This window comes from Azoarcus indigens (genome assembly GCF_004361735.1).
GTDB lineage: Bacteria > Pseudomonadota > Gammaproteobacteria > Burkholderiales > Rhodocyclaceae > Azoarcus > Azoarcus indigens.
This window is the reverse complement of sequence record NZ_SNVV01000008.1, coordinates 122911-143718: the sequence shown is the minus strand read 5'-3', so window position 1 is coordinate 143718 and position 20808 is coordinate 122911. Positions and strand designations below refer to the sequence as shown.

The window sequence follows — 20808 nt, the reverse complement described above, 5'->3', positions numbered from 1 at the left end:
ATCAATCGATAAGCCGGAATTATTGGAAGAGATATATCGAGAAATTAAAAAATCTCAGTGTTATCAGCGCGCTGCGGAAGCTGGCACGCCTCTTGTGTTGAAGGTGGGCAAGCACCAGCCGACTGGATCAAAACCGCAGGAGCCCCGGATGTCCGCCACCCCCGCTACCTCCACCGCCATAGACGTCAGCAGGAAATTCGTCCGCCTGATCGAGCGCAGGGCAGATGGCCTCGTCGAGTTCGAATTCGCCATCGGCGAGCCGGAGTTGTGCGCCGAGTTGCTGCTGCCGGAGGCGGCCTTCCAGGCTTTCTGCCAGCGCAACGCGGTGACCGAGCTGCCGGCGCGGGCTCCGGTGGAGGCCGGCGAGGCTGCCGCGGACTGGAACTGGAGCCTGCACCAGGCGACGCACCAGCGCTTCCGCTGATCGCCGCCTCCGGATGGTGTCCTCAGGCGGCGCCATTCCAGCACCGCATCCCGCACTACCCCGCAGCACCCATAAGGCCGCAACAGGCCAGCACAAGGAGGAGACCCAGATGCATATCGACTTGCGCACAGTGAGCATCAAGCCGCTGCGCCAAACCTTCGACCACGTCGCCCGCCGCATCGGTGGCGACAAGCCGGCTTCGCGCTACCAGGAAGGCACTTTCGACCTGCAGGCGACCGCCAACTTTCACTACCGGCCGACCTGGGACCCGCAGCACGAGATCTTCGACCCCAGCCGCAGCGCCATCCGCATGGCCGACTGGTACGCCTTCAAGGATCCGCGCCAGTTCTACTACGGCGCCTATGCGTTGGCGCGGGCGAAGCAGCAGGACACCGCCGAGGGCAACTTCGATTTCGTCGAAGGCCGCGGCCTCGCCGACGAACTGCCGGCCGCGCTGCGCGACACCGTGCTCAAGCTGCTGGTGCCGCTGCGCCATGTGGCCTGGGGTTCCAACATGAACAACGCCGCCATCTGCGCCTACGGCTACGGCACCGCCTTCACCCAGCCCTGCGTCTATCAGGCCATGGACCAGCTCGGCATCGCCCAGTACCTCACCCGCATCGGCCTGCTGTTGGGTGACGTGGACGTGCTGGACGAGGCCAAGGCGGCGTGGATGGACGACGGCGCCTGGCAGGGCCTGCGCCGCTACGTCGAGGACAGCTTCGTGCTCAAGGACCCCTTCGAACTCTACGTGGCGCAGAACGTGGTGCTCGACGGCCTGCTGTACCCGCTGGTGTACGAAACGGTGATAGATGGCGTGCTGTCGGCCCGCGGCGGCACCGCGGTGGCCATGCTCACCCGTTTCATGACCGACTGGTTCGGCGAGACCAGGAAGTGGGTAGACGCCACGGTGAAGACGGCCGCCGCCGAGTCCGCCGACAACAAGGCGCTGCTGGAGAAGTGGATCGCCCGCTGGCGCGACCGCGCCGCCGGGGCGCTGCTGCCGGTGGCGCGCATCGCCCTGCAGGAGGGGGCCGACGCGGTGCTCGCCGAGGTGGTCCAGCAGTTCAACGCCCGGCTGGCCAAGGCCGGCGTGGCCCTCTGAGGAGTGCGCGATGTCCACCGTATTCATCGCCCTGCAGGCCAACGAAGACACCCGCCCCATCATCGAGGCGATCGCCGCCGACAACCCGCAGGCGCGCATCAACGAAGCGCCGGCCATGGTGAAGATAGACGCCGAAGGCCGCCTCACCGTGCGCCGGGCCAGCATCGAGGACCGCATCGGCCGCGGTTTCGACCTGCAGGAGCTGCACATCAACCTGATCTCGCTCTCCGGAAACATCGACGAGACCGACGACGAACTGACGCTGAGCTGGCACGCCTGAGCGCCGCCCACAAGAAAGGAGACACCCCATGGACATGCAAGTCGCCAAGAAGAAGCTGGGCCTGAAGGAGAAATACCAGGTCATGACCCGCGGCCTGGACTGGGAGCCGAGCTACCAGAAGAAGGAAGACATCTACCCCTACGCCAGCTACGAGGGCATCAAGATCCACGACTGGGACAAATGGGAAGACCCCTTCCGCCTCACCATGGATGCCTACTGGAAATACCAGGCGGAGAAGGAGCGCAAGCTCTACGCCATCATCGACGCCTACGCGCAGAACAACGGCCACCTCAACGTCACCGATGCGCGCTACATCAACACGGTGAAGCTCTTCCTCACCGGCGTCAGCCCGCTCGAATACATGGCCCACCGCGGCTTCGCCCACGCCGGCCGGGCGTTTCCCGGCGCGGGGCCGCGAGTGGCCTGCCTGATGCAGTCGCTGGACGAGATCCGTCACGCCCAGACCCAGATCCACGCCCTGTCCAACTTCAACAAGCACTACAACGGCCTGCACGACTTCCGCCACATGCACGACCGCGTCTGGTACCTGTCGGTGCCGAAGAGCTTCTTCGACGACGCTGTCACCGCCGGCCCCTTCGAGTTCATGGTGGCCATCGGCTTCTCCTTCGAGTACGTGCTCACCAACCTGCTGTTCGTGCCCTTCGTTTCGGGTGCCGCCTACAACGGCGACATGGGCACCATGACCTTCGGCTTCTCCGCCCAGTCGGACGAGGCGCGCCACATGACGCTGGGCCTGGAGGTGATCAAGTTCATCCTCGAGCAGGACCCGGACAACCTGCCCATCGTCCAGCGCTGGATCGACAAATGGACCTGGCGCGGTTACCGCGTGCTGACGCTGGTGGCGATGATGATGGACTACATGCTGCCCAAGCGGACCATGAGCTGGAAGGAAGCCTGGGAGGTGTATTTCGAGGAGAACGGCGGCGCGCTGTTCAAGGATCTGGCCCGCTACGGCATCACCATGCCCAGGTGCGCCGAGACCATCGCGCTGGAGAAGGACCACCTCTCGCACCAGGCCTGGGGCACCTTCTACAACTACGGCGCGGCGGCGGCCTTCCATACCTGGGTGCCGGAGAAGGAGGAGATGGACTGGCTCGCCGCCAAGTATCCGCAGAGCTTCGACAAGTACTACCGCCCGCGCCTGGAGTTCTGGCGCGAACAGGCGGCCAAGGGCAATCGCTTCTACAACAAGACGCTGCCCATGCTGTGCCAGACCTGCCAGATACCGATGCTGTTCACCGAGCCGGGCGACCCGACCAAGATCTGCTACCGCGAGGTAGATTACCAGGGCAGCAAGTACCACTTCTGCTCCGACCACTGCAAAGAGATCTTCGAGCACGAGCCGGAAAAGTACGTGCAATCGTGGCTGCCGGTGCACCAGATCTACCAGGGCAGCTGCTTTCCCGAAGGCACCGACCCGAGCGCCGAAGGCTTCGACCCGCTGGCCGCGGTGCTGCAGTACTACCACCTGGAATTCGGCCGCGACAACCTGGACTTCGAAGGCTCGGAAGACCAGAAGAATTTCGACCTCTGGCGCGGCCAGGCGACGAAGAACGGCTGAGCTTCCTTCACCAGGCGGGCAGGCAAGGCCGTTCATCCCCAGGCCTACGGCCAGCCGCTCGGGAGCGGAGCCGCAGGGGCCGGGAGGTTACTCCTGCGAGCGCCGCGCTCCGGGCCGGACGAAGGAGGCCGGCTGCGGACGCCGCCCCCCACATCACTGAACAACGAGGAGACCCGACATGGCTGTCGCTGCCATCGGCAAATACGAATTCGAGCCCGCCGACGCGCTCGAGAAGTTCCACGGCGCCCAACTGCTCTACATCGGCTGGGAAGACCACCTGCTGTTCTGCGCCCCCTTCGCCTTTCCCTTCCCGCCGACCATGCCGTTCCGCGCGGTGGTTGAGGAGGTGCTGCCCGGCAGCTTCGGCTACCACCCGGATTTCGCCCGCATCGACTGGGCGCAGGCAGAGTGGTTCAAGTCCGGCCAGCCCTGGCGGCCGGACTTCGACAAATCACTGGCGGAGAACGGCCTGCGGCACAAGGACGTGATCCGTTTCCGCACGCCCGGCTTGAGGGGGATCGCGGGGTCGTGCAGCTGAGCGGGGCGGCGGCTGGGTCGTGAGGCCGGTGTGTGGATCGGACCGGGCGCCGGCTTCACGTGCAGTTCAGGAGAGCTTCGAGGGCAGGGCATGAGCAGCTCACGAGCGTTCTCCGGGTATTTCGAAGCGGTCCGGGAGTAGTCCGGCGGCGCGGTTTTCCCCCTCTCCCCTCGCGGGAGAGGGTCGGGGAGAGGGGGCGCCCCGCAGGGGCGGACGACGCCGCTTGAGCCTTCTCCAGCCTGGTTTCTCTCCCCCCGACGCCGCTCCTCCTCCGCGAGGGAGCTGCCGCGCCGGAGGCCGTGACCGCAGGACCTTCTGTCATCGCGTGGGCCAACGCCGGTGGGCGAGCGGCAGCAGTGCTGTCCAGCTCCCGGCTCCCCCAAAGTTCAACCCAAAACGGATTCACCCCATGAGCTACGAACTCACCATCGAACCCCTGGGCCAGACCATCGCGGTCGAAGACGACCAGACCATCCTGGACGCCGCCCTGCGCGCCGGCATCTGGCTCCCGCATGCCTGCTGCCACGGCCTGTGCGCCACCTGCAAGGTGCAGGTGGTGGACGGCGAGGTGGAGCATGGCGAGGCCTCCAGCTTCGCGCTGATGGACTTCGAGCGTGACGAGGGCAAGGCGCTCGCCTGTTGCGCGCGGCTGCAGAGCGACGCCGTCATCGAAGCGGAGATCGAGGACGAGCCGGATGCGGAGAGCATTCCGGTACGCGACTTCCACGGCACCGTCAGCCGCATCGAAGACCTCACGCCGACGATCAAGGGCGTGTTCGTGACGCTGGACGAGGCCATCCACTTCCAGGCCGGCCAGTACATCAACCTCGACATCAACGGCGGCGAATGCAGCCGCGCTTTCTCGCTGGCCAATCCGCCGTCCACCGGGCGCGAGGTGGAGCTCAACATCCGCCTGGTGCCGGGCGGGCAAGGCACCAGCTGGGTGCACCAGCAGCTCCGGCCTGGCGACCGGGTAAAGCTCTCCGGCCCCTACGGGCGCTTCTTCGTGCGCAAGTCGGCGCCGCAGGGGCTGCTCTTCATGGCCGGCGGCTCCGGGCTGTCCAGCCCGCGCGCCATGATCCTCGACCTGCTGGCCGCCGGCGACAGTAGGCCCATCACCCTGGTCTACGGCCAGCGCAGCCGGGCCGAGCTGTACTACCACGACGAGTTCCTCGCACTCGCCGCCCTGCATCCCAACTTCAGCTACCTGCCGGCCCTGTCCGAGGAGGGCGAGGGCGGGGAGGGCGGCGGAGCAGTGTTCCGCGGCTATGTGCACGAGGCCGCACGAGCGCACTTCGACGGCGACTTCCGCGGCCACAAGGCCTACCTGTGCGGCCCGCCGCCCATGATCGACGCCTGCATCACCACGTTGATGCAGGGCCGGCTGTTCGAGGGCGACATCCATGTGGAGAAGTTCTTCTCGGCGGCCGACGTCCAGCAGGTGCGCAGCCCCTTGTTCAAGAGAATATGAACTGAAATAAAAAATATCGAGATTATTGAGTTTTGTTGTGTAGAGTCGTAGCATCCATCTGCCTGATTACACCGGCCCCGAGCAGGCGCCGGGAGAAAAACCACTGGAGGAGACAAGCATGGCAATGACCGACGTACTGCGCCCGGGCCACGTTTCGCTGCGGGTTCTGGATCTCGAAGCGGGGATCCACCATTACAAGAACGTGCTCGGCCTGATCGAGACCGGCCGCGACAGCCAGGGCCGGGTGTATTTCAAGAGCTGGGACGAGCGCGACCACAACAGCCTGCTGATCCGCGAGGCGGACGAGGCCGGCATCGACTTCTTCGCCTTCAAGGTGTCCAGCCGCGGCGCGCTGGAGAAGCTGGATGGCCGCCTGCGCGAATACGGCATTCCCACCGAGCGCATCCCCGCCGGCGAGATGCTGGAGACCGGCGAGCGGGTGCGCTTCCGCCTTCCCTCCGGCCACGACATCGAGCTCTACGCCGACAAGACCGACGTCGGCAACGGCATGTCCTATGTGAATCCCGACCCCTGGACGAAGGACGCCGAGCGCGGCATCGCGCCGATCCGCATGGACCATTGCCTGCTCTACGGACCGGACATCGAGAAGGTGCACGACATCTTCGTGAACGTGCTCGGCTTCTACCTGGTGGAGCATGTGGTGATGGAAGACGGCGAGACCGACCTCGGCATCTGGCTGTCGTGCTCGATGAAGGCGCACGACATCGCCTTCGTGCGCCACCCCGAGCCGGGCAAGCTGCACCACATCTCCTTCATGCTGGACAGCTGGGAGAAGGTGCTGCGGGCGGCCGACATCATGTCGATGAACCGGGTTTCGGTGGACATCGGCCCGACCCGCCACGGCGTCACCCGCGGCACCACCATCTACGCCTTCGATCCCTCCGGCAACCGCTTCGAAACCTTCAGCGGTGGCTACCAGAGTTACCCAGACTGGAAGCCGATCAAATGGACCTGGGACGAAGTGGGAGCCGGCATCTTCTATCACGACCGTGCGCTCAACGAGCGCTTCCTCAGTGTGGTGTCCTGAAGGCGGCCAGCGCCGGCGCGCCCCGGCGTGACGGGACCGGGCCGCCCGCCCAGAGCCGGGCGGCCCGGTCCGGCGCAGGCAGCTCTCTTTTTTGCCTCGAATAAAAATCTCGATATTAGTTATATAAACCGTAATTTCACGAATTGCCTTGCCATTGGTTCCACACCGTCGCCGGCAGGGTGGAAAGGAGCGTCGAGATGAAGCTAGTCGTCACCCAGGCCAGCCTGAGCTGGGAGGCCGCCCACCGCGCCGCCGAGGCGGCGGTGCGTCACGCCGAGTCGCTCGGCCTGCGCATCAACGTCGGCGTCACCGACGCCGCAGGCAACCTGATGGCTTTCCTGCGCATGCCGGGGGCGTTTCCGCAGTCCATCCAGATCGCCATCGACAAGGCCTACACCGCCGGTGGCTTCGGCTTTCCGACGGCGAAGTGGATGGCGGTGTTCGGCGAGGACGAAGGCATGAAGCTGGGCTTCTCCGCCCAGCCGCGGCTGATCGTGTTCGGCGGCGGCCTGCCGCTGCGGGTGGGCGGCGAGCTGGCGGGCGGCATCGGCGTCTCCGGCGCCTCGGCGGCGCAGGACGCGGAATGCGCGCTGGCCGGGCTGCGCGCAATCGGCGCCGACGACATCCAGATCTGAACAACAAGTACCGGCCGGCGGGGACGCCGGCCGGCAAGGGAGCAAGCGCATGAAACAGATCCACAACTTCATCAACGGCGAGTTCGTTGCCACCGCCCAGGTCTTCGACAAGCTGTCGCCGCTGGATGGGCAGCGCATCGCCCAGGTGCACGAGGCGGGCAAGCTGGAGGTGGATGCCGCTGTCGCCGCCGCGCATGCCGCGCTGAACGGGCCCTGGGGGCGGATGACGGTGGCCGAGCGGGTGGAGCTGCTCAACGCGGTGGCCGATGGCATCAAGCGCCGCTTCGACGATTTCCTCGCCGCCGAATGCGCGGATACCGGCAAGCCGCGCAGCCTCGCCAGCCACATCGACATTCCGCGCGGCGCGGACAACTTCAAGGTGTTCGCCGACGTCATCAAGAGCGTGCCCACCGAGTTCTTCGAGATGGCCACGCCCGACGGCCGCGGCGCGCTCAACTACGCGCTGCGCCGCCCGGTGGGCGTGGTCGGCGTGATCTGCCCGTGGAACCTGCCGCTACTGCTGATGACCTGGAAGGTGGGCCCGGCGCTGGCCTGCGGCAACACCGTGGTGGTCAAGCCCTCGGAGGAAACGCCGCAGACCGCCACCCTGCTGGGCGAGGTGATGAACGAAGTCGGCATGCCCAAGGGCGTGTACAACGTGGTGCATGGCTTCGGGCCGGGATCGGCGGGCGAGTTCGTCACCACCCATCCGCGGGTGAACGCGATCACCTTCACCGGCGAGACCCGCACCGGCGCCGCCATCATGAAGGCGGCGGCGGCCGGCGCGCGGCCGGTGTCGCTGGAGATGGGCGGCAAGAACCCGGCCATCGTCTTCGCCGACTGCGATTTCGACGCCGCCATCGAAGGCACGATGCGCTCGGTGTTCGCCAACTGCGGCCAGGTCTGCCTGGGCACCGAGCGGGTGTATGTCGAGCGGCCCATCTTCGACAAGTTCGTCGCCGCGCTGAAGCAGGGCGCCGAGGGCCTCAAGCTCGGCCGCCCGGAAGACGGCGCTACCGGCATGGGGCCGCTGATCTCGCAGGAGCACAAGAACAAGGTGCTGTCCTATTACGAGAAGGCGCGCGAGCTGGGCGCCACCGTGGTCACCGGCGGCGGGGTGCCGCGCATGGCCGGCGAGCTGGCCGGCGGCGCCTGGGTGGAGCCGACGATCTGGACTGGCCTGGGCGATGACTCGCCGATTGCCCGCGAGGAAATCTTCGGCCCCTGCACCCTGATCCAGCCCTTCGACGCCGAGGACGAAGTCATCTGCCGCGCCAACGACACCGACTACGGCCTGGCCTGCTCGATCTGGACCCGCGACCTCGCCCGCGCGCACCGTGTCGCCGGCCGCATCGAGGCCGGGCTGGTGTGGGTGAACTCCTGGTTCCTGCGCGACCTGCGCACGCCTTTCGGCGGTGCCAAGCAGTCCGGCATCGGCCGCGAGGGCGGCGTGCATTCGCTCGAGTTCTACACCGAGCAGAAGAACATCTGCATCAAGTTGTGAGGCGGGACAGGGCGGGCCGGCGCATCGCGCCAGGCCGTTCCGCCGCCGCACGAGGACATCTAGGAGACACCGAATGGACAAGACCCTGATCGAACGGCTGGGCGACGAGCTGTACCAGGCGCTGGTGAAGCGCGAGGTGCTGGCGCCGCTCACCGAGCGGCATCCGGAGATGACGATAGAGGACGCCTACTTCATCCAGCAGCGCATGCTCGCGCGCCGGCTGGAAGCGGGCGAGCGGGTGGTCGGCAAGAAGATAGGCGTCACCTCGAAGGCGGTGATGAACATGCTGGGCGTGTACCAGCCGGACTTCGGCTACCTGCTGGACGGCATGCTCTACAACGAGGGCGAGGCCATTCCGGCCAATACGCTGATCCAGCCCAAGGCCGAAGGCGAGATCGCCTTCCTGCTGAAGAAGGATCTGAAGGGCCCGGGCGTGACCGCCGCGGATGTGCTGGCGGCCACCGAAGGGGTGATGACCTGCTTCGAGATCGTCGATTCCCGCATCCGCGACTGGAGGATCAAGATCCAGGACACGGTGGCGGACAACGCCTCCTGCGGCGTCTTCGTGCTCGGCGACAGCCTGGTGGACCCGCGCCGGGTGGATCTCAACACCTGCGGAATGATCCTGGAGAAGAACGGCGAGATCGTCGCCACCGGCGCCGGCGCGGCCGCGCTGGGCGCACCGGCCAACGCGGTGGCCTGGCTGGCCAACATGCTCGGCAGCCTGGACATCGGCCTGAAGGCGGGCGAAGTCATTCTCTCCGGCTCGCTCGCGGCCATGGTGCCGGTGAAGGCGGGCGACAACCTGCGCGTGACCATAGGCGGCATCGGCGGCTGCTCGGTGCGCTTCGTCTGATCTTCCGTTTTCCCCCATGCGCCGGCGGCGCCTCCTGCCCTTGTGCCAGCACGCCGCCCGCAGCTTCCCGACGACAAGGAATCCATGATGACCCGCAAGATCAAATGCGCCTTGATAGGCCCCGGCAACATCGGCACCGACCTGCTGTACAAACTCAAGCGCAGCCCGGTGCTGGACCCGGTATGGATGGTCGGCATCGACCCTGAATCCGAAGGCCTTGCGCGCGCCCGCGAACTCGGCCTCAAGACCACCGCCGAGGGCGTGGACGGCCTGCTGCCCCATGTTCTCGCCGATGGCGTGCAGATCGCCTTCGACGCCACCAGCGCCTACGTCCACGCCGAGAACAGCCGCAAGCTCAACGAGCTCGGCGTGCTCATGATCGACCTCACCCCCGCCGCCATCGGCCCCTACTGCGTGCCGCCCGTAAACCTCAAGGCCCACGTCGGCCGGGGCGAAATGAACGTCAACATGGTCACCTGCGGCGGTCAGGCCACCATCCCCATGGTCGCCGCCGTCTCCCGCGTGCAGCCGGTGGCCTATGGCGAAATCGTCGCCACCGTTTCCAGCCGCTCCGCTGGCCCCGGCACGCGCAAGAACATCGACGAATTCACCCGCACCACCGCCGGCGCCGTCGAGAAAGTGGGCGGCGCCAAAGTCGGCAAGGCCATCATCATCCTCAACCCCGCCGACCCGCCGCTCATCATGCGCGACACGGTGCACTGCCTCACCGAGACCGAACCCGACCAGGCCCGCATCACCGAATCCATCCACGCCATGGTGGGAGAAGTGCAGAAGTACGTGCCCGGCTACAAGCTGGTGAACGGCCCGGTGTTCGACGGCAAGCGCGTCTCCATCTACCTCGAAGTCGAAGGCCTGGGCGACTACCTGCCGCGCTACGCCGGCAACCTCGACATCATGACCGCCGCCGCCGCCCGCACCGCCGAGATGTTCGCCGAAGAAATCCTCGCCGGCCGCCTCAGCCTCGAATCCACCCGCGCCGTGCTGGCCTGACCCTGGAGACAACCATGACGCTTCACGGCAAGAAGATCACCGTCCACGACATGACCCTGCGTGACGGCATGCACCCCAAGCGCCACCTCATGACGCTGGAGCAGATGCAGACCATCGCCTGCGGCCTGGACGCCGCCGGCATCCCGCTGATCGAAGTCACCCACGGCGACGGCCTGGGCGGCAGCTCGGTGAACTACGGCTTCCCCGCCCACACCGACGAGGAATACCTCGGCGCCGTCATCCCGCTGATGAAACAGGCCAAGGTCTCCGCGCTGCTGCTGCCCGGCATCGGCACCGTCGAACACCTCAAGCGCGCCCACGAACTCGGCGTGAACACCCTGCGGGTCGCCACCCACTGCACCGAGGCCGACGTCTCCGAACAACACATCGGCATGGCGCGCAAGCTGGGCATGGACACCGTCGGCTTCCTGATGATGAGCCACATGAACAGCCCCGAAGGCCTGGTCAAGCAGGCGAAGCTGATGGAAGGCTACGGCGCCAACTGCATCTACGTCACCGACTCCGCCGGCCACCTGCTGCCGGACACGGTGAAGGCCCGCATCGCCGCCGTGCGCGAGGCGCTCAAGCCCGAAACCGAACTCGGCTTCCACGGCCACCACAACCTCGCCATGGGGGTGGCCAACAGCATTGCCGCCATCGAGGCCGGCGCCACCCGCATCGATGCCGCCGCCGCCGGCCTGGGCGCGGGTGCCGGCAACACGCCGATGGAAGTGCTGGTGGCGGTGTGCGCGCTGATGGGCATCGAGACGGGCGTGGACGTGTTCAAGATCCAGGACGTGGCCGAGGACCTGGTGGTGCCCATCATGGACTTCCCGATCCGCATCGACCGCGATGCGCTGACGCTGGGCTATGCCGGGGTATACGGCTCCTTCCTGCTGTTCGCCAAGCGGGCGGAGAAGAAGTACGGCGTGCCGGCGCGCGAGATCCTGGTGGAGATGGGCCGGCGCGGCATGGTCGGCGGGCAGGAGGACATGATCGAGGATACGGCCATCACCCTGGCCAGGGCACGGCAAGGAGTCGCAGCATGAAGCTCGCACAGGAAGTCATCGAACAGCTCGCCATCCGTCTCGAGAACTGCGAGCTGCAGGCGCAGGACACGCCCAAGATCACCGACGATCATCCGGACATGGACTGGGACGACGCCTACGCCATCCAGGATGAGATCAAGCGCCGCAAGATCGCGCGCGGCGCCCGCATCGTCGGCCTCAAGGCTGGCCTCACCTCCCACGCCAAGATGAAGCAGATGGGGGTGGAAACGCCGGTGTTCGGCTTCCTCGCCGACTACTTCAGCGTGGCCGACGGCGGCGAGATCGACACCGGCAAGCTGATCCATCCCAAGGTGGAGCCGGAAATCGCCTTCGTCACCAAGGCGCCGCTGCGCGGGCCGGGCTGCCACATCGCCGCGGTGCTGGCCGCCACCGACTTCGTGATCCCGGCCATCGAGATCATCGACAGCCGCTACCGCGACTTCAAGTTCGACCTCAAGAGCGTGGTGGCGGACAACTGCTCCTCCAGCCGCTTCGTGGTCGGCGGCCGCATGGGCGACGTCGCCGGGCTGGACCTGCGCACGACAGGCATCGTGCTGGAGAAGAACGGCGAGCCGGTGGCCTTCGGCGCCGGTGCCGCGGTGCTGGGCCATCCGGCGGCGGCGGTCGCCATGCTGGCGAACATGCTGGGCGAGCGGGGCGAGGAGATTCCCGCCGGCACGCTGATCCTCTCCGGCGGCATCACCGAGGCGGTCGCGGTGCAGGCGGGCGACGCGGTCACGCTGCGGGTGCAGGGCCTGGGTTCAACGTCGGTGCGTTTCCGCTGAGCGCCGCGACATTACAAGGAGCCGCGACATGCCGTTCGCCCAGATCTATCTGCTGGAAGGCCGTAGCGAGGATGAGAAGCGCGCGGTGATCGAGAAGGTTACCCAGGCGCTGGTCGAGGCGGTCGATACGCCGCGCGAGCGGGTGCGGGTGTGGATACACGAGGTGCCCAAGGCCAACTGGGGCATCGCCGGCCAGACCGCGAAAGACCTCGGCCGCTGACTTCGTTCGGCCCTGGGGGCGGCGCGGCCTCATCCGGGGCCGCGTCCGTTTTCTCAGTTGGCGGTGGCTAGTGCGGGCAGCCAGGTGGACAGCGCCGGAAAGGCGCAGATGGCAATCAATACCGCCAGCACCGCCGCGAGGAAAGGCGCGGTGGCGCGGAACAGCGGACCCATCGGCATGTCGGCCTGGACCATGGCGATGTACAGGCCGGGGCCCACCGGCGGAGTGACGATGCCGATCACCGTGGCGATGGTGCACACCACGCCGAACTGGATGGGGTCTACGCCCAGCGCAGTCACCACCGGCATCAGGATGGGCACGACAACGATCAGCACGCTGATGCTCTCCAGGAACATGCCCAGCACCAGCATCAGCAGCGTCACCAGCAGCAGGAACACGACCGGTGAGTCGGTCACGCCGGCGATCAAGGCCACCAGCTGGTCGGGTACGCCCTGGAAGGCGAGCACCCAGCTGAACACCGAGGCGGCGGCGATCAGGCCGGTGATGGTGGCGGTGTTCACCGCCACGCTGCGCAGGATGCCGGGCAGGTCGGCCAGCTTCAGTTCGCGGTAGAGGAAACCGAGGACCAGCGCGATCAGCGAGGCCACCGCGCCCGACTCGGTCGGCGTCATCGCGCCGCTCATGATGCCGACGATGACCACCGCCGGAATCAGGCCGGGGGCGATGCCGGCGGCCAGCGTGCCCCAACTGTCGCGCAGCGGCGTGGGCGAGCCTTCCGGCAGCTGGGAGCCGAACAGGCCGTAGAGCAGGATCACGCCGGCCAGCACCGCGACGATGAGCAGGCCGGGCACGATGCCGGCGATGAACAGCGGGGCGATCGGCTGCACCGCCACGACACCGTAGATGATCATCAGCATCGACGGCGGAATGATGGGCCCGAGCAGCCCCGCGGAGACCGTGACCGCGCCGGAGAAGGCCTTGTCGTAGCCCTTCTTCTCCATCTCCGGAATCATCACCTTGCTCATGACGCCGATCTGCGCAACGGCCGAGCCGAGGATGGAGGCGGCCATCGCATTGGTGATCAGGTTGGCGTAGGCCAGCCCGCCCTTGAAGCGGCCGACGAGCACCTCGGCCACCGCGATGAGGCGCTGGGTGAGGCCGCCTTGGTTCATGATCTCGCCGACCAGCATGAAGAGCGGGATCGCGAGCAGGCCGTTGATCTCGAGCGCGCCGTAGAACTGGATGGGGATGGAGTCGTAGAGCACCGCCAGGTCGTTGGTGGCCATGAACACCACCGCGCCGGCGAGGATGGCGCCGAAGATGGGGAAGCCGCAGAACAGCAGCGCGAAGAAGACGATCAGCGTGATCATGCGCGCGCTCCCGCCAGCCCGCGCACCTGGCGCAGCACCGCGGCGAACTGGTGGAAGGCCATTGCCAGCATCGCCCCCGGCAGCAGCGCGTAGTTGTACCAGCGTGGCAGCTGGGTGGTGGCGCCCAGTTCCAGGCGCACGTCGGCCCGCATCACCCAGTCCCAGCCGAGCTTGGCGATGAAGGCCAGCAGCACCAGGAAGCCGAGGCCGAGCACGACCGCAAGCAGGCCGCGCCCGCGCGGGCCGAGGGCCCGCGGCAGGAAGTCGATGGTGACGAGCTGGCCGCCGTGTACCAGCAGCGACAGGCCGATCAGGGTGATGAACACCAGCAGCTGGACGGCGATTTCTTCGGCCCAGAACAGCGGCGCGTTGAAGAAGTAACGCAGGATCACCTGCGCGATCATGATGGCGGTGAGCGCGGCGGTAAGCGCGATTGCGACCAGGCGTTCGACGCTGGCGAGGGCGCGGTCCAGGGACTGGATCAGGGCGTGGATGAACATGCTTCTCTCTCGGGGTTGGGCAGCCAGGCGGGCGGCTGCCCGTCGTCGGTACTGTGGTCACGGCGGGCGCGGGACAGGCCGGATGCGGCCGCAGGGCTGGCGGTGAACGGTTTCTCTTGCCCGCTTGCCGGCTCGATTGCCGCAGGCTGGCGGCGGCAGGATGTGCACGGCGCGCGCCCTGTGGCCGCCCGGCGTGCGGGCGGGCAGCAACAGGGCGTGGTCCGGGCGCCGGCCGTGGCTTACAGGTCCTGCGCCTGTTTGTAGAAGTCGGCGATCAGCGGGTTGCGCGCGGTGTACTTGTCGCGCACCCCGCCACCCACCGCCTGGAAGGCCTTGATGTCGGCGTCGATCACCTTGGCGCCGTCGGCCTTGGCCTTGTCGAGATTGCTCTTGTCGGCTTCGATCGCGGCTTTGTAGCCCCAGGCTTCGGCGTCGGCGATGACCTTGCGGATCATGTCGCGCTCGGTGTCGCTGCGAGCGTCCCACCACTTCTTCGACACCACGATGGCGGCCGGGAAAGCCATGTGGTTGGTGAGGGTGAGGTTGGGCGCCTGCTGGTGGAACTTGAGCCCGACCAGCGCATCGAGGTCCACGTCCACCGCGTCCAGCAGCCGGGTGGTCAGCGAGGGAGCCACTTCGGACAGCGGCAGTGCGGTCGGCGCGGCACCGTTGGCGGTCCACCAGTCGTTGTAGATCGGGCTGGGGAAGGAGCGGATCTTCTTGTTGGCAAGGTCCTTGGGCGACTTCACCGGCTCCAGCGACAGCACGTGGCGCATGCCGGCGAAGGCGTAGCCCAGCCCGACCATGCCGTGCGCTTCCAGCCGCTTGAGCATTTCCCGCGCGGCGGGAGAGGAGGCTGCGCGGGTGGCGTGCTCGACGTCGCGGAAGGTGTAAGGCAGCGACCAGGCGAGGAAGGACTCCTCGCGATTGGATAGTCCGCCGACGGTGAACACGCCGAACTGCATCGCCCCGGCCTGCATCAGATTGATCATCTGGGCCTCGTTGCCCAGCTTCTGCAGCGGGCTGACGGCGATTTTCATCTTGCCGCCGGAGGTTTTCTCGAGATCGGTGGCGATCTTCTCCGACACTTGGTGCCAGACGTGGCTGGGCGGGGTGATGTGGCCCAGCTTGAGCGCCTGCGCCGAGGCGCTGGTGGCGCCGAAGGCCAGGGCGCACAGACCGGCGGTGGTGGCGCTCCTGAGCGCGCGTATCAATCCTTTTCTCATCGTATCTCCTCCTGGTGGGGTTTTTTGCATGCTGCGCATGCTTGTTGGAAATCGTCGGCAGGGATTCAGGCCGGGGCGTCGGGCTGGTGCGCGGGCTCGGCGCGGCGGAAGGCGTCGAGTTCGGCGCAGGCCGAGTCGATGGCGACGATGTTGGGATAGGGGCTCAGGTCCACCTTGAAGCGGCGCGCGCTCTCCACCTGCGGGATCAGATAGACATCCGCCAGCCCGGGCGTGTCGCCGAAGCAGAAACGGCCGCGGCGGGTATCGGCGGCGAGCAGGGTCTCCAGCGCGGCGAAGCCGGCTTCGATCCAGGTGGCGCACCAGGCCTGCACCGCGATTTCATCCTGGCCGAACTGCTTGCGCAGGTATTCGAGGATGCGGCGGTTATTGATCGGGTGGATGTCGCAGCCGACGATGGCCGCAAGCGCGCGTACCCGGGCGCGGTCGTCCGGGTCGGAAGGCAGCAGTGGTGGGGTAGGGTGGCGCTCTTCCAGCCATTCGATGATGGCGGGGGTCTGGATCATCGTCAGATCGCCATCGACCAGCGCCGGCACCAGTTGCTGCGGATTGATGGCCTTGAATGCGGCGCCGAGGTGTTCCTCGGTGCGCAGGTCGACCGCCACATAGTCATACCCGATGCCTTTCAGGTTGAGGGCGATGCGCAGGCGGTGGGAGGTGCCGCTGCGGAAGAAGTTGTGCAGCTTCATCATGGCTTCACTCTCTTGTCATGAAACGGGGAAGGCAATGCCGACATGCCGAAACCCCGGCCTCGGGAGGCCGGGGTTTCGGCGCGATGGCCTTGCGTCTGGTTCAGTCCTTGGCGAGGCAGTTGTCGACGTTCCAGCCGTACAGCCACTCCATGGCGTCGTAGAAGCGTTCCGGTGTGCGGCCCTTCCACAGGTCGTTGCGCACCAGGCGCTCCACGCCCTTGGCGTGGTAGATGCGGCCCATCTCCCGCGAGGACAGCACGATGCGGGCCGTGCGGGCGATGCGGGAGCGCTGGTAGAGGTCGAAGGCCTTCTCGAAGTCGTTGTTGTGCGCCCGCAGCGCTTCGCCCAGCGTCACCGCGTCTTCCAGCGCCATGCAGGCGCCCTGCGCCATGTACTGGGTGGTGGGGTGGGCGGCGTCGCCGAGCAGGGTGGCGCGGCCGAAGGTCCATTGGCCGATCGGCTCGCGGTCGGCGGTGGCCCAGCGCTTCCAGCTCTTGGGCAGGTCGATCAACTGGCGGGCCTTGGGGCAGATGCCCTGGAAGTAGCTCTGCACCTCTTCCGGGCTGCCTTCGGTGACGCCCCATTCTTCCTGCTTGCGGCTGTGGAAGGTGACGACGACGTTGTATTGCTCGCCGCCGCGCAAGGGGTAGTGCACCAGGTGGCAGTTGGGGCCGACCCAGATGCTGGCGGCGTTCCACTGCAGGTTCTCGGGGAAGTCCTTCTTGTCGATCACCGCACGGTAGACGACATGGCCGGTGACCCGGGGCGGATCGTTCACATATTGCTGGCGCACCGCCGACTTGACGCCGTCCGCACCGATCACCGCGATGCCGCGGAAGCGGTTGCCCTTGGCATCGATCACGGTGACGCCCTGATCGTCCTGTTCCACGCGCTCGACGTGGGTCGAGGTAATGAACCTCACCTTGCCGGTCTCTTGCGCGCCTTCGAGTAGGGACAGATGCACATCGACACGGTGAATCACCGCGTAGGGATTGCCGAAGCGCTTGCGGAAGGCTTCGCCGGTGGGAATCTTGCCGACCTGGTATTCGTCGAGGGCGTCGTGCATCACCATGTAGTCGGTGTAGACCGCGCGGCCGCGCGCCTTCTCGCCGATGCCGAGGGCATCGAAGGCATGGAAGGCGTTGGGGCCGAGCTGGATGCCGGCGCCGATCTCGCCGATCTCCGCCGCCTGTTCGAGCACCAGGACTTCGAAGCCCTGGCGCACCAGGGCGAGGGCGGCGGCCAGGCCGCCGATGCCGCCGCCGGCGATGATGACTGGGTGTTGGCTGCTCATGCTGTTGTCTCCTCGTTGCGCGTTTTACGCGCCGCGCGGGCGTGCGGGGGCCGTCTTCCCGCGCCGGCGGGTTGGCGGACTGGGCAGGCGGAGTTGGGCGGCCTGCGAGGCCCGGCGGCGCGGGAAAAACGGGCGGGCGGGGCGGAGGTCGCCCGGCCGGCCCGGGATTTACTCCGGCTGGCCTATGGTCAGCGCGATTTCGCCGACGCCGGCCACGCTGCCGCTGATGCGGTCTCCCGACTTCACCGCGCCCACCCCTTCCGGCGTGCCGGTGTAGATCAGGTCGCCCGGTTGCAGGTGATAGAACTCCGACAGGTCGGCGATGATCTCCGGGATGTTCCAGATCAGCATGGCGAGGTCGGACTTCTGCTTGGTCTCGCCATTCACCTTCAGCTCGATGGCGCCTTCGGCGAGCACGCCCAGGCCTTCGGCCGGCACTACTTCGGCGCACACGGCGGAGAGTTCGAAGTCCTTGCCCAGGTCCCACGGCCGGCCCTTGTCGCGGGCGACCAACTGCAGGTCGCGGCGGGTCATGTCCAGGCCGGCGGCGTAGCCGTAGATCAGGGCGGACGCCTCCGCCTTGGGGACGCGGAAGCCCGGCTTGCCGATGACGACCACCAGTTCCATCTCGTAGTGGTAGTTCTGCGTGCCGCAGGGGTAGGGCACGGTGGCCCCGGATTCGACCAGGGCGGAGGGCGTCTTGGTGAAGTAGAAGGGGCGGGCGCTGGCCTTGTCCACCGGCGCGCCCATTTCCAGCGCATGGGCGTGGTAGTTGCGGCCGACGCAGAAGATGCGGTTCACCGGCAGGCGTTCGCTGCGGCCGCGCACCGGCAGGGAAGGCGGGGCGGGCGGGGTCCAGAGGTAGGTGGCTTGGGACATGGGGTCTCGTACTCCGTTGGGGATTCAGGCGCGGACTTCGTAGAAGCCGAGCTTCTTGTGCAGGGGCGATTCGTCGGCGATGAACAGGAAGGCGGGGCGGTCGGCGCTGCGGTTCTTCAACGTCACCCGGGAGTAGCCGGGGGCGCAGCAGGTGTCCGCTTCCGCCAGGGTGAAGGCGGTGCCTTCGATATCCACCTGGCTGCCGCCCTCGATCTGGTGGAACACCGCCGCCGGCGAGCGGGCGGGCAGCGCCAGCGTTTCGCCGGGGCGCAGCATCAGCGCGAAGAAGCCGAGGATGTTCTCGCAGTCGCCGCCGGTTTCCGGATTCACATAGGCCACCTGTACCGCTTCGATGTCCGGCTGCGCTTCGGCGAGCTTGAGCAGCGCGCTGCGCACTTCCTGCCAGGGGTAGCGCAGCATCGGGTAGCGCTTGTCGCTGCGGGCGAACACCGGCGAGGGCACCACGCCGCCGCGCTGGTAGGCGCGCTCCGCGCTCAGGCCTTTCACCGTTTGCGGCTGGCCTTCGGTGACGTAGGAGGCTTCGAGGTAGTAGGCCAGCGGCAGGTCCAGCACGTCCAGCCACACCACCGGCTCGTTGCCGTCGTGGCCGTGCTCGTGCCACAGGCCGGTGGGAGTGAGGATGAGGTCGCCGCGGCTCATCGGGCATTTCTCGCCATCCACCGTGGTGTAGGCGCCTTCGCCTTCCACGATCATGCGCACCGCGTTCGGCGTGTGGCGATGGGAGGGGGCCAACTCGCCTGGCAGCAGCAACTGCATGCCGAGGTAAAGCGAGGAGCTGGCCTGCATCTTGTCCAGGCCGTGGCCGGGGTTGGCCAGCACCAGCACCCGGCGCTCGGCCTTCTCGATGGGCGTCAGCTCGCCGGCGCGCAGCAGCAGCGGGCGCAGGGTTTCGTAGGACCAGTGGGTGGGTTTGGTGCGCGGGCCCGGCTTGCCCGGCGGCAGCACCGCCCGCAGGCTGGGCCATAGCGGCACCAGGTTGTGGGCCGTGAGTGCTTCGCGATACTCCAGCGGCAAATCGTCCAGGCGGCCGAGTTCCAGCATGTCTGCTCCTCCTTTGTCGGGGCCGCTGGCCGCTGTCTTGGCAGGGCTGCGGCGTTTCGTTGTTGGACGGAATTTAGCCGGCCGTCGACATTTGATCCATGCAGTGATACCAATGCATTTCATTCGAAATTCGAATAGAGGTGGCGGTGCAGACCCTGGAAATCCGTTTGCTCAATGTGTTCGACGAGATCTACAAGACGCGCAGCGTGACCCGTGCCGCCGACAACCTCGGCCTCGGCCAGCCGGCGGTGAGCATCGCGCTGGCCAAGCTGCGGGAACACTTCGGCGACCCGCTGTTCGTGCGCACTTCGGCCGGCATGGAGCCGACGCCGCTGGGCGAGGAACTGGTGCGGCCGGTGCGCGCGGCCATCGATGCGCTGGGCGCCGCCTTCGGCTATCGCAACGCCTTCGAGCCGGCGACCGCCGAGCGGACTTTCCGCATCTGCATGACCGACATCAGCCAGCTGGTGCTGCTGCCGTCACTGTGGGCGCACCTGCGCGAGGCGGCGCCCGGCGTGCGCATCGACATCGCCCACCTGTCGGCGGAGACCGCCCGGCAGCTGGAGTCCGGCGAGGCGGATCTGGCGCTGGGCTTCATGCCGCAGCTGGAGGCGGGTTTCTACCAGCAGTCCCTGTTCCGGCAGAACTACGTCTGCCTCGCCAGCATGGATCACCCGCGCATAGGTGAAGTGCTGACGCTGGCGGACTTCGAGCGCGAGGAGCATGCGGTGGTCAGCAGTTCCGGCACCGGCCACCTGATCGTGGACAAGGAGCTCGCTCGCCAGGGCATCAACCGTCGTGTCGCCCTGCGGGTGCCGAACTTTCTGGGCGTGTCGTTTGTCGTTGAGCATACGGACATGCTGGTGACAATCCCGTTGCGGCTGGGCCAGGTGCTGGCCGGGCGAGGGCGCTTCCGCATCTTCCCGGTGCCCTTCGAACTGCCCGATTACGCAGTCAAGCAGCATTGGCACGAGCGTTACCATCATGACCCTGGCAACCGCTGGCTGCGCGGTGTGATCTCCGCGCTGCTGGCCGGCTTGCCGCCAGCGTAGGACAGTGTCGGACGTTGACCGGCTGTCGGCTCGTTTTCTGCCGGTTGGTGTTCTGCTTAACGTGGCATGAAGCAGTCATTTCGCCGAAATTCGATACCGAAAGAATCTTTTTGGGCGAAATTTATTCGTATGGGGTGCAGTCGCCGCTTGTCGGCCAATGTGCTTCTACGGTGAGGGAAGCGTGATGTACTTCGCGCCCTCGTCCGCTTGAGGTATGCATGATGAGCCGGCAGCACGAACAACCGG

22 protein-coding genes are annotated in these 20808 nt (G+C 66.9%); 15 read left to right on the top strand and 7 right to left on the bottom strand.

The genetic code is table 11. The annotated features are described in order from the left end of the window. Positions 1–148 precede the first annotated feature (148 nt). From C7389_RS11085 to C7389_RS11020, 14 genes are all read left to right on the top strand, one after another. Complete coding sequence (locus tag C7389_RS11085; RefSeq protein ID WP_133591338.1) at positions 149–424, top strand: phenol hydroxylase subunit; 276 nt, start codon at positions 149–151, stop codon at positions 422–424. Between the two features lie 109 nt (positions 425–533). Next, positions 534–1529, top strand: a complete 996-nt coding sequence (locus tag C7389_RS11080; RefSeq protein ID WP_133591336.1) for an aromatic/alkene monooxygenase hydroxylase subunit beta — start codon at positions 534–536, stop codon at positions 1527–1529. Positions 1530–1539: 10 nt separating this feature from the next. Further along, entirely contained in the window at positions 1540–1809 is a 270-nt protein-coding gene (locus C7389_RS11075; protein ID WP_133591334.1) for an MmoB/DmpM family protein, read from the top strand. A 28-nt stretch (positions 1810–1837) separates the two neighbouring features. Continuing rightward, positions 1838–3391: an aromatic/alkene/methane monooxygenase hydroxylase/oxygenase subunit alpha gene (locus C7389_RS11070; protein ID WP_133591332.1), complete on the top strand. Its 1554-nt coding sequence runs from the start codon at positions 1838–1840 to the stop codon at positions 3389–3391. Between the two features lie 178 nt (positions 3392–3569). After that, the gene (locus C7389_RS11065) at positions 3570–3929 is read left to right on the top strand and encodes a phenol hydroxylase subunit P4 (protein ID WP_133591330.1); all 360 of its coding nucleotides are present in this window, start codon (positions 3570–3572) and stop codon (positions 3927–3929) included. A gap of 409 nt (positions 3930–4338) precedes the next feature. Next, on the top strand, positions 4339–5400 hold the full coding sequence (locus tag C7389_RS11060; protein ID WP_133591328.1) for an NADH:ubiquinone reductase (Na(+)-transporting) subunit F: 1062 nt from the start codon (positions 4339–4341) through the stop codon (positions 5398–5400). A 118-nt stretch (positions 5401–5518) separates the two neighbouring features. Next, complete coding sequence (locus C7389_RS11055) at positions 5519–6448, top strand: catechol 2,3-dioxygenase (RefSeq protein WP_133591327.1); 930 nt, start codon at positions 5519–5521, stop codon at positions 6446–6448. A 197-nt stretch (positions 6449–6645) separates the two neighbouring features. After that, on the top strand, positions 6646–7083 hold the full coding sequence (locus C7389_RS11050) for a GlcG/HbpS family heme-binding protein (protein ID WP_133591325.1): 438 nt from the start codon (positions 6646–6648) through the stop codon (positions 7081–7083). Positions 7084–7132: 49 nt separating this feature from the next. Then, positions 7133–8587: a 2-hydroxymuconic semialdehyde dehydrogenase gene (locus tag C7389_RS11045; protein WP_133591323.1), complete on the top strand. Its 1455-nt coding sequence runs from the start codon at positions 7133–7135 to the stop codon at positions 8585–8587. Positions 8588–8660: 73 nt separating this feature from the next. After that, a complete protein-coding gene (gene dmpE, locus C7389_RS11040) occupies positions 8661–9443 on the top strand; it encodes a 2-oxopent-4-enoate hydratase (RefSeq protein WP_133591321.1) in 783 nt (260 codons plus the stop codon). 87 nt (positions 9444–9530) lie between these two features. Continuing rightward, complete coding sequence (locus C7389_RS11035; RefSeq protein ID WP_133591448.1) at positions 9531–10454, top strand: acetaldehyde dehydrogenase (acetylating); 924 nt, start codon at positions 9531–9533, stop codon at positions 10452–10454. A gap of 14 nt (positions 10455–10468) precedes the next feature. Then, positions 10469–11503, top strand: coding sequence for a 4-hydroxy-2-oxovalerate aldolase (gene dmpG, locus C7389_RS11030; RefSeq protein WP_133591319.1), 1035 nt, complete (start codon positions 10469–10471; stop codon positions 11501–11503). Next, positions 11500–12288 (top strand): 2-oxo-3-hexenedioate decarboxylase, encoded by a 789-nt coding sequence (gene dmpH / locus C7389_RS11025; RefSeq protein ID WP_133591317.1) that lies wholly within the window; start codon positions 11500–11502, stop codon positions 12286–12288. Before dmpG ends, dmpH begins: the two co-directional genes overlap by 4 nt. A gap of 10 nt (positions 12289–12298) precedes the next feature. Then, the gene (locus C7389_RS11020; RefSeq protein ID WP_281275378.1) at positions 12299–12508 is read left to right on the top strand and encodes a 2-hydroxymuconate tautomerase; all 210 of its coding nucleotides are present in this window, start codon (positions 12299–12301) and stop codon (positions 12506–12508) included. A gap of 53 nt (positions 12509–12561) precedes the next feature. On the opposite strand, the gene C7389_RS11015 is transcribed toward C7389_RS11020, so the two are convergent. The 7 genes from C7389_RS11015 to C7389_RS10980 form a co-directional block, all read right to left on the bottom strand. Further along, on the bottom strand, positions 12562–13839 hold the full coding sequence (locus tag C7389_RS11015) for a TRAP transporter large permease (protein WP_133591313.1): 1278 nt from the start codon (positions 13837–13839) through the stop codon (positions 12562–12564). After that, positions 13836–14339 (bottom strand): TRAP transporter small permease, encoded by a 504-nt coding sequence (locus C7389_RS11010; protein ID WP_133591311.1) that lies wholly within the window; start codon positions 14337–14339, stop codon positions 13836–13838. Before C7389_RS11010 ends, C7389_RS11015 begins: the two co-directional genes overlap by 4 nt. Positions 14340–14578: 239 nt before the next feature. Beyond that, positions 14579–15565, bottom strand: a complete 987-nt coding sequence (locus C7389_RS11005) for a TRAP transporter substrate-binding protein (protein ID WP_133591309.1) — start codon at positions 15563–15565, stop codon at positions 14579–14581. A 65-nt stretch (positions 15566–15630) separates the two neighbouring features. Then, a complete protein-coding gene (gene maiA / locus C7389_RS11000) occupies positions 15631–16272 on the bottom strand; it encodes a maleylacetoacetate isomerase (RefSeq protein WP_211168267.1) in 642 nt (213 codons plus the stop codon). Positions 16273–16375: 103 nt separating this feature from the next. Next, positions 16376–17569 (bottom strand): 3-hydroxybenzoate 6-monooxygenase, encoded by a 1194-nt coding sequence (locus tag C7389_RS10995; RefSeq protein WP_133591305.1) that lies wholly within the window; start codon positions 17567–17569, stop codon positions 16376–16378. Positions 17570–17737: 168 nt separating this feature from the next. Next, on the bottom strand, positions 17738–18448 hold the full coding sequence (locus C7389_RS10985; protein ID WP_133591303.1) for a fumarylacetoacetate hydrolase family protein: 711 nt from the start codon (positions 18446–18448) through the stop codon (positions 17738–17740). Between the two features lie 24 nt (positions 18449–18472). Next, entirely contained in the window at positions 18473–19510 is a 1038-nt protein-coding gene (locus C7389_RS10980) for a cupin domain-containing protein (protein WP_133591301.1), read from the bottom strand. Positions 19511–19650: 140 nt separating this feature from the next. Here C7389_RS10980 and C7389_RS10975 point away from each other — a divergent pair, with 140 nt between their 5' ends. Then, the gene (locus tag C7389_RS10975; RefSeq protein ID WP_246034710.1) at positions 19651–20562 is read left to right on the top strand and encodes a LysR family transcriptional regulator; all 912 of its coding nucleotides are present in this window, start codon (positions 19651–19653) and stop codon (positions 20560–20562) included. Positions 20563–20808: the final 246 nt, after the last annotated feature.